Annotated in this window: 11 protein-coding genes; 4 read left to right on the forward strand and 7 right to left on the reverse strand. The window is 73.4% G+C overall.

Annotation, left to right across the window (positions count from 1 at the left end):
- Nucleotides 1–155 precede the first annotated feature (155 nt).
- Entirely contained in the window at nucleotides 156–1,928 is a 1,773-nt protein-coding gene (locus ABT093_RS13760) for an ABC transporter ATP-binding protein (protein ID WP_350563827.1), read from the reverse strand.
- 52 nt (nucleotides 1,929–1,980) lie between these two features.
- Entirely contained in the window at nucleotides 1,981–3,804 is a 1,824-nt protein-coding gene (locus tag ABT093_RS13765) for an ABC transporter ATP-binding protein (protein ID WP_350563831.1), read from the reverse strand.
- A 270-nt stretch (nucleotides 3,805–4,074) separates the two neighbouring features.
- Here ABT093_RS13765 and ABT093_RS13770 point away from each other — a divergent pair, with 270 nt between their 5' ends.
- The gene (locus ABT093_RS13770; RefSeq protein WP_350563834.1) at nucleotides 4,075–4,938 is read left to right on the forward strand and encodes an aldo/keto reductase; all 864 of its coding nucleotides are present in this window, start codon (nucleotides 4,075–4,077) and stop codon (nucleotides 4,936–4,938) included.
- 214 nt (nucleotides 4,939–5,152) lie between these two features.
- Here the strand turns inward: ABT093_RS13770 and ABT093_RS13775 are convergent, their stop codons facing one another.
- Nucleotides 5,153–6,022 (reverse strand): MarR family winged helix-turn-helix transcriptional regulator, encoded by an 870-nt coding sequence (locus ABT093_RS13775; RefSeq protein ID WP_350563837.1) that lies wholly within the window; start codon nucleotides 6,020–6,022, stop codon nucleotides 5,153–5,155.
- Nucleotides 6,023–6,581: 559 nt separating this feature from the next.
- Between ABT093_RS13775 and fabG the strand changes: the two genes are divergently transcribed.
- Both fabG and ABT093_RS13785 read left to right on the forward strand, forming a co-directional pair.
- Complete coding sequence (fabG, locus tag ABT093_RS13780) at nucleotides 6,582–7,349, forward strand: 3-oxoacyl-ACP reductase FabG (protein ID WP_350563839.1); 768 nt, start codon at nucleotides 6,582–6,584, stop codon at nucleotides 7,347–7,349.
- Nucleotides 7,350–7,581: 232 nt separating this feature from the next.
- Nucleotides 7,582–8,334, forward strand: a complete 753-nt coding sequence (locus ABT093_RS13785; RefSeq protein WP_350563842.1) for a phosphatase PAP2 family protein — start codon at nucleotides 7,582–7,584, stop codon at nucleotides 8,332–8,334.
- Here the strand turns inward: ABT093_RS13785 and ABT093_RS13790 are convergent.
- Nucleotides 8,331–8,519 (reverse strand): I78 family peptidase inhibitor, encoded by a 189-nt coding sequence (locus ABT093_RS13790; RefSeq protein ID WP_350563844.1) that lies wholly within the window; start codon nucleotides 8,517–8,519, stop codon nucleotides 8,331–8,333. The two genes, ABT093_RS13785 and ABT093_RS13790, sit on opposite strands and share 4 nt — an antisense overlap.
- A 106-nt stretch (nucleotides 8,520–8,625) precedes the next feature.
- On the opposite strand from ABT093_RS13790, the gene ABT093_RS13795 reads away from it, so the two are divergent.
- Nucleotides 8,626–8,898 carry a DUF6343 family protein gene (locus tag ABT093_RS13795; protein WP_350563847.1) on the forward strand — a complete coding sequence of 91 codons (273 nt, stop codon included), beginning with the start codon at nucleotides 8,626–8,628 and terminating at the stop codon, nucleotides 8,896–8,898.
- A 72-nt stretch (nucleotides 8,899–8,970) separates the two neighbouring features.
- Here ABT093_RS13795 and ABT093_RS13800 read toward each other — a convergent pair whose 3' ends face one another.
- The 3 genes from ABT093_RS13800 to hpnH all read right to left on the reverse strand — a co-directional run bounded on the left by ABT093_RS13800 (nucleotide 8,971) and on the right by hpnH (nucleotide 13,520).
- A complete protein-coding gene (locus ABT093_RS13800) occupies nucleotides 8,971–10,431 on the reverse strand; it encodes an aspartate aminotransferase family protein (RefSeq protein ID WP_350563849.1) in 1,461 nt (486 codons plus the stop codon).
- Nucleotides 10,421–12,358, reverse strand: coding sequence for a 1-deoxy-D-xylulose-5-phosphate synthase (gene dxs, locus ABT093_RS13805; RefSeq protein WP_350563852.1), 1,938 nt, complete (start codon nucleotides 12,356–12,358; stop codon nucleotides 10,421–10,423). Before dxs ends, ABT093_RS13800 begins: the two co-directional genes overlap by 11 nt.
- 136 nt (nucleotides 12,359–12,494) lie before the next feature.
- Nucleotides 12,495–13,520: an adenosyl-hopene transferase HpnH gene (hpnH, locus tag ABT093_RS13810; RefSeq protein ID WP_350563854.1), complete on the reverse strand. Its 1,026-nt coding sequence runs from the start codon at nucleotides 13,518–13,520 to the stop codon at nucleotides 12,495–12,497.
- Between the last annotated feature and the right edge of the window lies 1 nt (nucleotide 13,521).

Here is a 13,521-nt window from a genome sequence, read left to right on the forward strand (position 1 = left end):
TGATGCTCATTGGGAGCTTTTGCCCGGTTACGCGCCGGGAGTAACCCGTGCGGGCTGAACTCGCACCCGCGCGGATCGCTCCCCGTCGCCCCAGGTCAGCGCCGGTCGGCGCCGCCCACCCCGGGCAGGCGGCGCCCGTCCCGGTGCGGCCCGGGTCAGCGCTCGTCGCGCCAGGAGCGCCAGAGCGCCGCGTACGGGCCGCCGGCCGCCACCAGCTCGGGGTGGCTGCCGTACTCGCTGATCCGGCCGTCCTCCACCACCGCGATCACGTCCGCGTCGTGCGCGGTGTGCAGCCGGTGCGCGATGGCGATCACCGTCCGGCCCTCCAGCACCCGGGAGAGCGAACGCTCCAGGTGCCGGGCCGCCCGCGGGTCCAGCAGCGAGGTGGCCTCGTCCAGCACCAGGGTGTGCGGATCGGCCAGCACCAGCCGGGCCAGCGCCAGCTGCTGGGCCTGCGGCGGCGTCAGCGCCGTGCCGCCGGAGCCGACCTCGGTGTCCAGCCCGGCCGGCAGCGCGTCCACCCACGGCCCGGCGTCCACCGCGTCCAGCGCCCGGCGCAGCTCGGCGTCGTCCGCGCCCGGCGCTGCCAGCCGCAGGTTGTCGCGCAGCGTCCCCACGAAGACGTGGTGCTCCTGGTTGACCAGCGCCACCTCGGCGCGGACCCGCTCGGCCGGCATCCGCGACAGCGCCGCCCCGCCGAGCGTCACACTGCCCCGCCCGGGCGCGTAGATCCCGGCGAGCAGCCGGCCCAGGGTGGACTTGCCGGCCCCGGACGGACCGACCAGCGCCACCCGGCTGCCGGGGGTGACGTCCAGGCTGATGCCGTGCAGCACGTCGGCGCCCTCCCGGTAGCCGAAGCGCACGTCCCGCGCCTCGACCCGCCGCCCGCTCGGCCGGACCTCGTCGTCCCCCGGCACCTGCGGCACCTCGTGGACGCCGACCAGCCGGGCCAGCGAGGTCTGGCCGATCTGCAGCTCGTCGTACCAGCGCAGGATCAGGTCGACCGGGCCCAGCAGCGCCTGGGCGTACAGCACCCCGGTGGTCAGCTCGCCCACGGTGATCCAGCCGCGCAGCGCGAACAGCCCGCCCAGCACCAGCGGACCGAGCACGGCCAGCGTGTACGTCGCGTCGATGGCCGGGAACCACGCCGAGCGCAGCCAGAGCGTGTACCGCTCCCAGGCGATCCACTCCGCCAGCTTGCGGTCGGTCAGCCGGACCCGCTGCTCGCCCAGCCGCAGCGCCTCGACCGTCCGTCCGGCGTCCACCGTCTCGGCGAGCACGGAGTTCGCCGCCGCGTACCCCGCCGACTCGTTGCGGTAGGACTGCGGGGCACGCCGGAAGTACCAGCGCGAGGCGGGCAGCAGCACCGGCAGGCCGATCAGCGTGGTGAGCGCGAGCAGCGGCGAGGTGACCACCAGCGCGCCGAGCACCACCAGCAGCGAGACGATCGCCACGGCCAGCTCCGGCACCGCCTGGCGCACCGACTTGTCCAGCCGGTCGATGTCGGTGGTGCCCCGGGAGACCAGGTCGCCCGTGCCGGCCCGCTCCAGCACGCCGGTCGGCAGCGCCACCGAACGGACCAGGAAGTCCTCCCGCAGGTCGGCCAGCACCCGCTCGCCGAGCACCGCGCCGCGCAGCCGCGACCACCAGGTGAACGCGGACTGCACCGCCAGCGCGAGCAGGTACCAGGCCACCGCGACCGTGAGGGTGGACTCCGTGGTGCCGGTGGCCAGTGACTCGACGAGCCTGCCGAGCACCCACGGGCCGACCAGCCCGGCCAGGGTGGCCACCGCGTGCAGCCCGACCACCGCCGAGAAGGCGCCCCGGTGACGCCGGGCCAGCAGCCGCAGGTAGTCGCGCACGGCGGCCGGGGAGCCGACCGGCAGGGTGGTGGCCGGCCGCTGCTCCTGTTGGACGGGGGGCTTCATGTCTCACTCCTCGACTCGCTCCGGTGGTGGCCCGTCCGGGCGGGGACGGCCCTCACGGCTGCTCCCCCGCCCGCACCGGCTCCCCCACCGGCGCCGGTTCCTGCGCCGGCACCGGCTGCTCCGCGCGGGTGACCACCGCCCGGTAGGCCGGCTCGCCGCGCATCAGCTCACGGTGGGTGCCGGCCGCCGCCACCGCGCCGTCACGGATCAGCACCACCCGGTCGGCCCGGTCGAGCAGCAGCGGACTGGTGGCGAAGACCACCGTGGTGCGCCCCTCGCGGTTGCCGCGCAACCCGGCGGCGATCCGGGACTCGGTGTGCGCGTCGACCGCGCTGGTCGGCTCGTCCAGCACGAGCACCGGCGGGTCGGCCAGCAGCGAACGGGCCAGCGCCAGCCGCTGGCGCTGACCGCCGGACAGCGACCGCCCCCGCTCGGTGATCTCCGCCGCCATCACCGCCGCCCCTCCCGCTCCGTCCGGCGCGCCCTGCGCGCCGTCCAGCAGCGCGTCCAGCACGTCCTGCGCGCGGGCCGCGGCGAGCGCCTCCCACGGATCGACCCGGCCGGAGGAGGGGACGTCGAACAGTGCCGCCAGGGTGCCGGAGAGCAGCACCGGCTCCTTGTCGTGCACCAGCACGGCGGCCCTGGCCTCGGCCAGCGGGACGGCGTCCAGCTCGATGCCGCCGAGCCGGGCGGACGGCTCCGGCCGCCCGTCCCCGCCCACCGGGACGTGCCCGCCGAGCCGTTCGGCGAGCGCGCCGGCGACGTCCGGGTCGCCGCAGACCACGGCGGTCAGCTCGCCGGCCCGGGCGGTCAGCCCGGTGGCCGGGTCGAACAGGTCGGAGCGCGCCGGGTCGCCGAGCACGGCGTCCCCGGTGCCCTCCGTGCGGGCCAGCGCGAGCACCCGCACGGCCCGCCCGGCGGAGACCCGGGCCACGCTCCAGGCGTGCGCCGCCTCGCCGAGGATGCGCAGCGGCGCGGCGAGGAACGCGATGGAGCCGTAGACCGCGACCAGGGCGCCCACCGAGATCCGCCCGTCGGCCGCCAGCCGGGCGCCGTACCAGGTGACGCCGACCACGAAGAGACCGGGCAGCAGCACCTGCTGAGCCTGCATCAGGGAGCGGATCCGGGCCGAGCGGACGGCCGCGGCGCGGACCTTCTGGGAGGCGGCCCGGTAGCGGTCGAGGAAGAGCTCCTCGCCGCCGATGCCGCGCAGCACCCGCAGCCCGGCCACCGTGTCGGCGGCCAGTTCGGTGGCCTTGCCGCCGAGGGCGCGCTGCTCGCTGTAGCGGCGCTCGATCGGGCCGAGCAGCGGCCAGACCGAGGCCGCGAGCACGGGCACCCCGAGCAGCACGGCCAGTCCGAGCACCGGCTCGACGGCCAGCACCCCGGCACTGACCGCCAGCCAGACGGCGATCGCCCCGCGCAGCCGGGCGACGAGTTCGACGTACCAGCCGATCTTCTCGACGTCCCCGCTGCCGACCGCGACGACCTCGCCGGTGGCGATCCGCCGGGACAATCCGGCGCCGAGGTCGGACGCCTGACGGGCCACCAGCTGGCGGACCTGGCACACGGCGTGGATCCAGTTCCAGACCGACTGGCGGTGCAGCAGCACCGTCCCGAGCCCGGTGAGCACGGCCAGCACCAGGGCGAGCGCGCCGGCCCGCCACAGCGCGCCGGAGTCCTCGTCGACGACGGCCTGGACGCCGAGGCCGACCGGCACCGGCAGGGCCGCCTGACAGCCCGTCTCCAGCAGCGACCAGCAGGTGGCGAGCACCTGCCCGCGCCGCTGGTCGCGCTGGAGCCATCGCAGGAAGGCGAGCGGGGAGGAGAGGTCGGGTCGGCCGGGATCGGCCAGGGGGAGGGTTTTGAGCAGCATGACGCTCCGTTGCGGGGCGGTGCGGGCGGAGGGTGCGGAGGACGGCCGGTAGGGTCACGGCCGTGGGTTCGTCAGGAGGTCATGGCAGGGAGCCTGCCAACTCGGATGTGATCTGCGCAACAGGTTTTCCGGGTACCCGGTCGGCGTCGTAGGGTTGTGCACGCGCCGTTAGCGCGCGTCGGAAAATTTCCCGGACGGGGAACATTTCCGGCCACCGCGCCGGTTGCCCCATCGGAACCACATGGACGACCAGGAGAGGGCACTCCTTCCGTGAGCAACATTCCCAGCGTCACGCTCAACGACGGCACCCGGATCCCCCAGCTCGGCTTCGGGGTCTGGCAGGTGCCGGACGCGGAGGCCACCGCCGCCGTCCGCACCGCGATCGAGGCCGGCTACCGCTCGATCGACACCGCCGCGATCTACGAGAACGAGGCCGGCACCGGCAAGGCGATCGCCGAGGCCCTGGCCGGCGGCGTCGCCCGCGAGGACCTCTACATCACCACCAAGCTGTGGAACTCCGGCACCCGCGACTGGTCGGGCGAGCAGGGCCGCGACGCGGTGCTGCGCGAGTTCGACGCCTCGCTGGACCGGCTCGGCCTGGACTACCTCGACCTCTACCTCATCCACTGGCCGCGCCCGATGCACGGCAGCTTCCCGAACGTCTGGAAGGCGCTGGAGCAGCTGAAGGCCGACGGCCGGGTCCGCTCGGTCGGCGTCTCCAACTTCGGCGCCGAGCAGCTCACCCGGCTCGCCGAGGAGTCCTCGCTCGTCCCGGCGCTGAACCAGGTCGAGCTGCACCCGTACTTCCCGCAGGACGAGCTGCGCGCCTTCCACGCGCGGCACGGCATCGCCACCGAGGCCTGGAGCCCGCTCGGCCAGGGCAAGGAGCTGCTCTCCGAGCCCGAGCTGACCCGGATCGCCGACAAGCACGGCCGCACCGTCGCCCAGGTGGTGCTCCGCTGGCACCTGCAGAGCGGCATCATCGCGATCCCGAAGTCGGTGACCCCCTCGCGGATCAAGGAGAACCTGGACGTCGCCGGCTTCGAGCTGGACGCCGAGGACCTCGCCGCGATCGCCGGCATCGCCACCGGCACCCGGATCGGCCCGGACCCGCAGGGCTTCGACTGGAACTGACCGGCCCCGGCGGCCCCGGCCGCCCGAGCGCGGGTCACATGCCGAAGGCCGCCCTCCCGCTGGGGAGGGCGGCCTTCGGCATGTGACCCGCGGAAGACCCGCGGAAGCCGTCACCGGGCCCGGGACCGGCGGGCCGGGGTCGACCCGCGGACGGCTGGCGGCCGACCGGCGGGCGACTGGCGAATCGTTTTGGCTGACAACCTCGGCGTTCCGGCTAGAGCCGGGCCGCCTTGGCGATCAGCGCGAGCGCGGCCTCGTGCTCCTCCTCCTCCTCCAGCGGCGCCAGCAGCAGCTGCTGGACCTGCGCCACGCCGGCGGCCGAGCGGTGCAGCAGGTCCTGTCCCGCCGGTGAGAGCGAGAGCAGGTTGCGCCGTCCGTCCGAGGGGTCGCGGCGCCGCTGGACCAGGCCGCGCCGGACCAGCCGGCTGACCATCTCGGCCATCGTGGCCTTGTCCAGCGAGGCCAGCTCTCCCACCGTGCGCTGGTCGGCGCCCGGTTCCAGTTCGAGGGCGTCCAGCACCGCGTACTGCGGCGCCGTCAGCTCCGAACCGACGTGCTCCGACCAGAGCTTGGTGTGCACCTGCTGGCTCACCCGGATCAGGTAGCCGATCGCCCGCTGGGCGTCCAGCATCGGCCGCGCGTCCGTGAGGACGGCGACCTGGGCCGGCTCCAGTCTGGCTATCTTGGCCATCACGCGGACGATCTCCAGCTGCTCCTCCGGAGTGAGCGGCTCGAAGAGCGTGCGCTGCACGCGAACCACTCCGCCGGTGGCCTCGCGAACAGCCTGGGCGCCGCTCTGCGAGAGAGCGAGCAACTTGCGCCGGCCGTCGGCCGGGTCTCGGCGCCGCAGCACCAGGCCGCGCCGGACCAGCCGGGCGACCATCTCGGCCATCGTGGCCTTGTCGAGCGAGGCACGCTCGCCCACCGTGCGCTGGTCCGCGCCCGGTTCGAGGGCGAGGACCAGCAGGACCGCGAACTGCGGAGCCGTGAGATCGGCTCCGACGTGTTCGGACCACAGGCGGGTGTGGACCTGCTGTGCAACGCGGATCAGGTGTCCGGGCGACTGCTGCAGTCGCGCGGACACGCGGGTCGTCGGGATCTCCCCCAGCACCATGTATCCGTCCCGATGTCACACCCGGTGTGTGTGGGACACCCGGGTGGGGCAGTAACGGCGAGTGGGCGTCCCGCTGTGAGGGAGAACGCTCCAGCCGTGCAGCCGGTGGCTGCTGGCGGACACTATACAAACGGCGGGCCCTCGCTGGCAGGCAGGGGCGGATAGTAGACGCAGGTTCGGCAACATTGGCATATTTACGCGCCGCGCCGACCCGTCGGTAACCCGTTCACAGGAGAAAGCCGACCGGTCGGTCCTTACCCACGGTCACCTGCGCCTTCACCCTGGCCGCACCCCCTACTCGCCGGTAGGGTGTGGCCACCGGGGCGGATCCGACCTCCGGAGCGGCCCGGGGATCCCGAGTGCCGCCCGAGCGGTTCCTGGGAGTTCCCTGGGTCCCCGGGCCGCCGCCGGCCGGCCGACGCGCCGACTCCGGAGCGCGACCGGCGCCGCGCCGGCGGGTTGCGACACCCCGCCACCTGCAACTGACCTGCAACAACGCCCGATCACTCCGAGAGAGACGAGACCGAGCATGACCGAGCAGACCACCACCCCCCGGGTCGCCGTCGTCACCGGCGCCGCGCGCGGACTGGGTGCCGCCACCGCCGAGCGGCTGGCCGCCGACGGCTACGCCGTGGCCGTCCTCGACCTGGAGGAGTCGGCCGGCCGGGAGACCGTCGAGCGGATCACCGCCGCCGGCGGGCGCGCCCTCGCCGTCGGCGCCGACGTCTCGGACGCCGCTCAGGTCCAGGCCGCCGTCGAGCGGATCGCCGCCGAACTCGGCGCGCCGGTCGTGCTCGTGAACAACGCGGGCGTCCTCCGCGACAACCTGATCTTCAAGATGACCGAATCGGACTGGGACACGGTCATGAACGTGCACCTGCGGGGCGCGTTCCTGATGACCCGGGCGGTCCAGAAGTACATGGTGGACGCCGGCTTCGGACGCATCGTCAACCTGTCGTCCTCCTCCGCCCAGGGCAACCGGGGCCAGGCCAACTACTCCGCCGCCAAGGCCGGCCTGCAGGGCTTCACCAAGACCCTGGCCGTCGAGCTCGGCAAGTTCGGCATCACCGCCAACGCGGTCGCCCCCGGCTTCATCGCCACCGACATGACCGCCGCCACCGCCGCCCGGGTCGGCATGGACTTCGAGGACTTCAAGGCCGCCGCGGCCACCCAGATCCCGGTCCAGCGGGTCGGCGAGCCGCAGGACGTGGCCCACGCCATCTCGTTCTTCGCCTCCGAGGGCGCCGGCTTCGTCTCCGGGCAGGTGGTCTACGTGGCCGGCGGTCCCCTCGACTGAGCCACCGAACCTACACAGGGTTACCACGGGGTGGGAACCGGCGCCGCCGGTCTCCCGCCCCGTTCCTTTTGCCCGGACTTGGGAAAAAGCACACGAACCCCTTACGGACATTCGATCCGAAAACGCCGTTGGATCGTCCTGAAACAGACCTCCAGCGATCGGAGAACAGCTTTGCCGGGGAATTCCGAATGAGACGGAGAATCACACTGCGTTGCTGGGTAGGGTCACCGCCGTGCAAGCGCCGAGTGAACTGCCGGACCGCCCGGAGCACCTGACCACCCGCCGCGAGCGCCCGCGCGCCACCCGCCGCGAGCCCGACTGGCCACCCCTCGGCCGCCGGCAGGCCGCCCTGCTGGGCCTGGCCGCGCTCGGCTACCTGCTCGTGGTCGCCGCCGTCCTGCTCGACACCTCGCTGGTCGACCTCGACTGGAAGATACGCCTGTACCGGCCCTCCGAGCACTGGCCCGGTCTGCAGCCGCTCCTCGACAACTGGGTGGTGGCCGGGCAGCGCGGCCCCTCCGCGTTCGCCGCCTTCACCTGGCTCGGCTGGCGCGCCCGCCGGCTCGGCCGGATCCGGCCACTGCTGGTGATGGGCACCGCCCTGCTGCTGCTCAACCTCACGGTCGGCGGGGTCAAGATCGTCACCGGTCGGCTCGGCCCGCACTACGCCCACTACGTGGGCTCGCCCGAACTCTTCTCCGGCGGCACCATCTTCCCGTCCGGTCACACCGCGAACGCCGTGGTCACCTGGGGCGCGCTGGCCTACCTGTCGGTCCGCTGGCGGCGCACCGGCGCGCTGCTGGCCGCGGCCACCGCCTGGTCGGTCGGCCTCACCACGGTCTACCTGGGCACCCACTGGGTCACCGACGTGCTGGCCGGCTGGGCCGCCGGCCTGCTGGTGCTGCTCTCGCTCCCGCTGCTGGAACCGCTGGTGCTCGCCACCGAACGCCGCCTCACCCGGCGTGATCCGAGAGAGCGTGCCTAGCCCTCCCAGCTGCGCACCACCACCCCGTCGCGCACCGCGAGGTTGAGCCGCCCCTCCCGGTGGTCCATGGTCATCGCCGCCCCCTGCGGCAGCACCCGCACCGAGGCCCAGCCGTGCCTCCGGGCCAGCTCCTCGGCCCGCTCGACCCGCAGCCCCGCATAACCCTCCGCGTCCGGCTCCGTCATCGCCCCTCCCCGGCTCGCCCTACGGACGTACGCTGGAATGGTAGACGGCCCGTACGGATCCGGCCGCACGGGCGGGGACGAACCGGACCTCGGGAAGTGAGCGCGGATGCCCGCCACCACCCCGCGGCGGTGGCGCAGCGGCTCCGAGCCCGCCACCGCCCGCAGCGACCTCAAGCTGCGCTACCTGCTCTCGCTGACCTTCACCCCGCTGTTCGCGCTGGCCACCGCGGGCTTCGCGTTCTGGGCCGCGAACGCCCCGGCGTTCGGCGCGCCGAGCCGGGGCACCCTGACCGGGTTCGCCGTGGCCTGCGGGATCCTCACCCTGTTCGCCGTCGTCGATCTCGTGATCGTGATCCGGCGCCGCCGGACCGAGCTCTGACGCGGTGTCTCCCGAGGGGTGGGAAGCCGTCCCCGGCCTCCCCCCCTCGAACGCGTCCGGCACGCCGCGGCCTCAGCGGTTGCTGACCGCCTGCTTGACCAGCGTCCGCCCGAAGTCCCACATCAGGCCGCTCCCCCGGTGCGCGTCCTCCATCACCTCGGTGAAGGCCGTCATGAACCGGTCCACGTCCTGCTCGGTGATGATCAGCGGCGGGATCAGCTTGATCACCTCCAGGTGGTCCCCGGACACCTGGGTGAGGATCCGGTGCCGCTGGAGCAGCGGGACGACCACCATCTGGGCGAACAGGCCCTTGCGGGCGGCCTGGAGGGCCGTCCATCCGGTCCGCAGCTTCAGCGACCTGGGCCGGCCGAACTCGATGCCGATCATCAGCCCGCGCCCGCGCACCTCGGCGAGCAGCTCGTACCGGTCGACCAGCGCGGTCAGCCGCTCGCGGAAGTGGTCGCCCACCTTGCGGGCGTTCTCCACCACCCGCTCGTCCCGCACGACCTCCAGGGTCGCCAGGCCGGCCGCCATCGCCTGGGCGTTGGAGCCGAAGCTGGCCGAGTGCACCAGCACCCGGTCCATCGAGGAGTACACCTTCTCGAAGATCCAGCCCTTGCCGAGGGTCGCCCCGACCGGGACGTAGCCGCCGGACAGCGCCTTGGCCGCGCAGACCAGGTCCGGCAGTACGCCGTCCTCGTGCTGGTAGGCGAAGAAGTCGCCGGTGCGCCCGATGCCGGTCTGCACCTCGTCGCAGATCAGCAGCGCCTTGTGGTCGTGCAGCAGCTCCTGCGCGGCCCGCAGCCAGCCGGGCGGGGTCGCCTGCACGCCCTTGCCCTGGATCGGCTCGACGATCAGTGCCGCGACGTCGCCGCGCTTCAGCTCCCTGGCCAGCGCCGCGAGGTCGCCGAGCGGGATCGCGGTGTCCGGCAGCAGCGGGTCGAAGCCCTTGCGGAAGCCGCTCTCGCCGTTCACCGAGAGCGAGCCGGTGGTCAGCCCGTGGAAGGCGTGGTCCGCGTAGAGGATCCGCCGGCGGCCGGTGGCGTACCGGGCGAACTTGAGCGCGGTCTCCACCGCCTCGGTGCCGCTGTTGCCGAAGAAGACCCGGTCCAGCCCGGGCGCGTACGACAGCAGGCGCTCGGCGAGCAGGCCGGGCAGCGGCGAGGCGTCGAAGCGGACCAGGTCCGGCAGGTCGAGGTCCATCACCTGCTGGACGGCCGAGCGGACCACCGGGTGGTGGCGGCCCAGCGCGAAGATGCCGAAGCCGGCCAGCATGTCGAGGTACTCGTTGCCCTCGGCGTCGTAGAAGTACTGCCCCCGGGCGCGCTCGTAGTACCGGTCGAAACCGATGGTGTGCAGCATCCGCGCCAGCTGCGGGTTCAGGTAGCGGCTCTGCAGCTCGTAGCGTTCGCCGCCGCGCTCGGCGAGCAGGGCGGCCAGGTCGAAGCGCGAGCCGGGGCGCGCGGAGGCGTCGACCCGCTGCTGGAAGCCGGTGCGGTCGAGGCGGTCGGTGCTGTCGGGGTCAGCCGGCATGGTGCTGGTTCGCTCCTCGGTTCGGAAGTCCCCGGTCCGGTAGTCCTCGGGCCGGAAGCAGGTGCTTGGCGAAGGCGGCGGTCTGGGCGGCGACCCCGGTGCCGGTCAGCCCGGCCTCCTCCAGGATCTCGCCGCGCGCGGCGTGCCCGAGGAACTCCTGCGGCAGGCCGAGCACCCGCACCGGCACGTCCACCTCCGCGTCCCGCAGCGCCTGGGCGACCGCCGCGCCGACCCCTCCGGTGCGCCCGTTGTCCTCGACGGTGACCACCAGCCGGTGCCCGGCGGCGAGGGCCGCCAGCGCCGGGTCGACCGGCTTGACCCAGCGCGGGTCGACGACCGTCGCGGTGAACCCCTCCGCGAGCAGCAGCCGGGCCGCGTCCAGCGCGGCGCCCGCCATGGTGCCGACGGCGACCAGCAGGATCTCCGGCGGCTCCCCGGTGCGCAGCAGGACGTCCACGCCGCCGACCCGCTCGACGGCGGGCACGGCCGGGCCGACGGTGCCCTTGGGGAAGCGCACCACGGTCGGGGCGTCCTCGACCGCGAGGGCCTCGCGCAGCTGGGCGCGCAGCTGCTCGGCGTCGCGCGGGGCGGCGAGCCGCAGGCCGGGGACGACCTGCAGGATCGACAGGTCCCACATGCCGTTGTGCGAGGCGCCGTCGTTGCCGGTGACGCCGGAGCGGTCCAGCACGAAGGTGACGCCCAGCTTGTGCAGCGCGACGTCCATCAGCACCTGGTCGAAGGCCCGGTTGAGGAAGGTCGCGTACACCGCCACCACCGGGTGCAGGCCGCCGGTGGCCAGGCCGGCCGCGCTGGTGACGGCGTGCTGCTCGGCGATGCCCACGTCGAAGGTCCGCTCGGGGTAGGCCTTGGCGAACCCGGCCAGCCCGACCGGCTGGAGCATCGCGGCGGTGATCGCCACCACGTCCGGCCGCTCGGCGCCGACGGCGAGCAGCTCCTCTCCGAACACGGAGGTCCAGGAGACGCCGGCGCTGGGCGCGACCGGCAGGCAGGTGTAGGGGTCGATCGGGTTGACGGCGTGGAAGCGGTCGGCCTCGTCCTGCTCGGCGGGCCGGTAGCCGCGGCCCTTGACGGTCAGGCAGTGCACGATCACCGGGCCGCCGAAGCCGCGCGCCTTGGTGAGCGCGGACTCCAGGGCGGCCAGGTCGTGGCCGTCGATCGGACCGAGGTACTTCAGGCCGAGGTCCTCGAACATGCCCTGCGGGGCGAAGGCGTCCTTGAAGCCCTTCTTGGCGCCGTGCAGCGCGTCGAAGATCGGCTGGCCGACCACCGGGGTGCGCTGCAGCGCGTCCTTGCCCCAGGACAGGAAGCGCTCGTAGCCCTGGGTGGTGCGCAGCGCGGCGAGGTGGTTGGCCAGGCCGCCGATGGTCCGCGCGTAGGAGCGCTCGTTGTCGTTGACGACGACGACCAGCGGCCGGTCCCTGGCGGCGGCGATGTTGTTGAGCGCCTCCCAGGCCAGGCCGCCGGTGAGCGCGCCGTCGCCGATCACGGCCACCACGGGGTCGTCCCTGCCCAGCAGCTGGTTGGCCTTGGCCAGGCCGTCGGCGTAGGAGAGCGCGGTGGAGGCGTGCGAGTTCTCGACGAGGTCGTGCTCGGACTCGGCGCGCGAGGGGTAGCCGGACAGGCCGCCCCGGGTACGCAGCCGGGAGAAGTCCTGGCGGCCGGTGAGCAGCTTGTGGACGTAGCTCTGGTGGCCGGTGTCCCAGACGATCCGGTCGCGCGGGGAGTCGAAGACCCGGTGCAGCGCGATGGTCAGTTCGACGACGCCGAGGTTGGGCCCCAGGTGGCCGCCGGTGCGGGTGACGGCGTCGATCAGGAAGTCGCGGATCTCGTCGGCGAGCCGGGGCAGCTCGGCGGCCGGGAGGGCTCGGAGGTCCGCCGGGGACGTGATGCCGGAGAGCAGTGACATGGCTTTCACCTCACGACTCGGAGCGGTGCGGTGGGTGCCCCGCCGTGGCCGCGCCGCGCGGGGTGGTCCGGCCGGGGTCGGCGGCCCGGGCCGGACGGGGCGGCCGGCGGGGTGCGCCGGCCGCCGGGGAGTGCGCTCAGTGGCTCCGGCTGGAGCCGACGGTCTCGGTGATCGCCCGCAGGGACTCCTTGAGGGAGCCCATGGTGGCGAGGACGGCGGTCGGCTCGTAGCCGCAGTGCGCCATGCAGTTGGCGCAGCGGGCGTCCTTGCCGCGTCCGTACTTGTCCCAGTCGGTCTTCTCGATCAGCTCGCGGTAGGTCGGCACGTAGCCGTCGGCCATCAGGTAGCAGGGCCGCTGCCAGCCGAACAGCGAGTAGTTGGGGATGCCCCAGGCGGTGCACTCGAAGTCGACCCGGCCCTCCAGGAAGTCCAGGAAGAGCGGGCTGTGGTTGAGCCGCCAGCGCCGCCGGTTGCCGCCGGCGAAGGTCTTGCGGAAGAGCTCGCGGGTCTGCTCGACGCCGAGGAAGTGCTCCTGGTCGGGGGCCTTCTCGTAGGCGAACGCCGGGGAGATCATCATCTCGTCGACCTTGAGCTCGTCGTTGAGGTAGTCGAGCACGTCGATGATGGTCTGCGGGGTGTCGGTGTTGAAGAAGGTGGAGTTGGTGGTCACCCGGAAGCCGCGCCGCTTGGCCTCCTTGATCGCCTCCACCGCCTCGTCGAAGGTGCCCTCCTTGGCCACCGAGGCGTCGTGCCGCTCGCGCAGCCCGTCGATGTGCACGGTGAAGGTGAAGTACGGCGAGGGCTTGAACTTGTCCAGCTTCTTGCGCAGCAGCAGCGCGTTGGTGCAGAGGAACACGTACTTGCGGCGCTCCACCAGCTGCCGGACGATCTCGTCGATCTGCGGGTGCATCAGCGGCTCGCCGCCGGCGATCGAGACCATCGGGGCGCCCGACTCCAGGACCGCGCCGACCGCCTGGGCGACCGGCATCCGCTGCTTCAGCACGCCCGCCGGGTGCTGGATCTTGCCGCACCCCTCGCAGGCCAGGTTGCAGGCGAAGAGCGGTTCCAGTTCGACGATCAGCGGGAATTTGTCGCGTCGCTTCAGCTTCTGCTGCATGAGATAGGTGCCGACCCGCACGGTCTGGCGCAGCGGCATGGCCATG

It is taken from the genome of Kitasatospora sp. NPDC002551, assembly GCF_040296005.1.
Taxonomy (GTDB): Bacteria; Actinomycetota; Actinomycetes; order Streptomycetales; family Streptomycetaceae; genus Kitasatospora.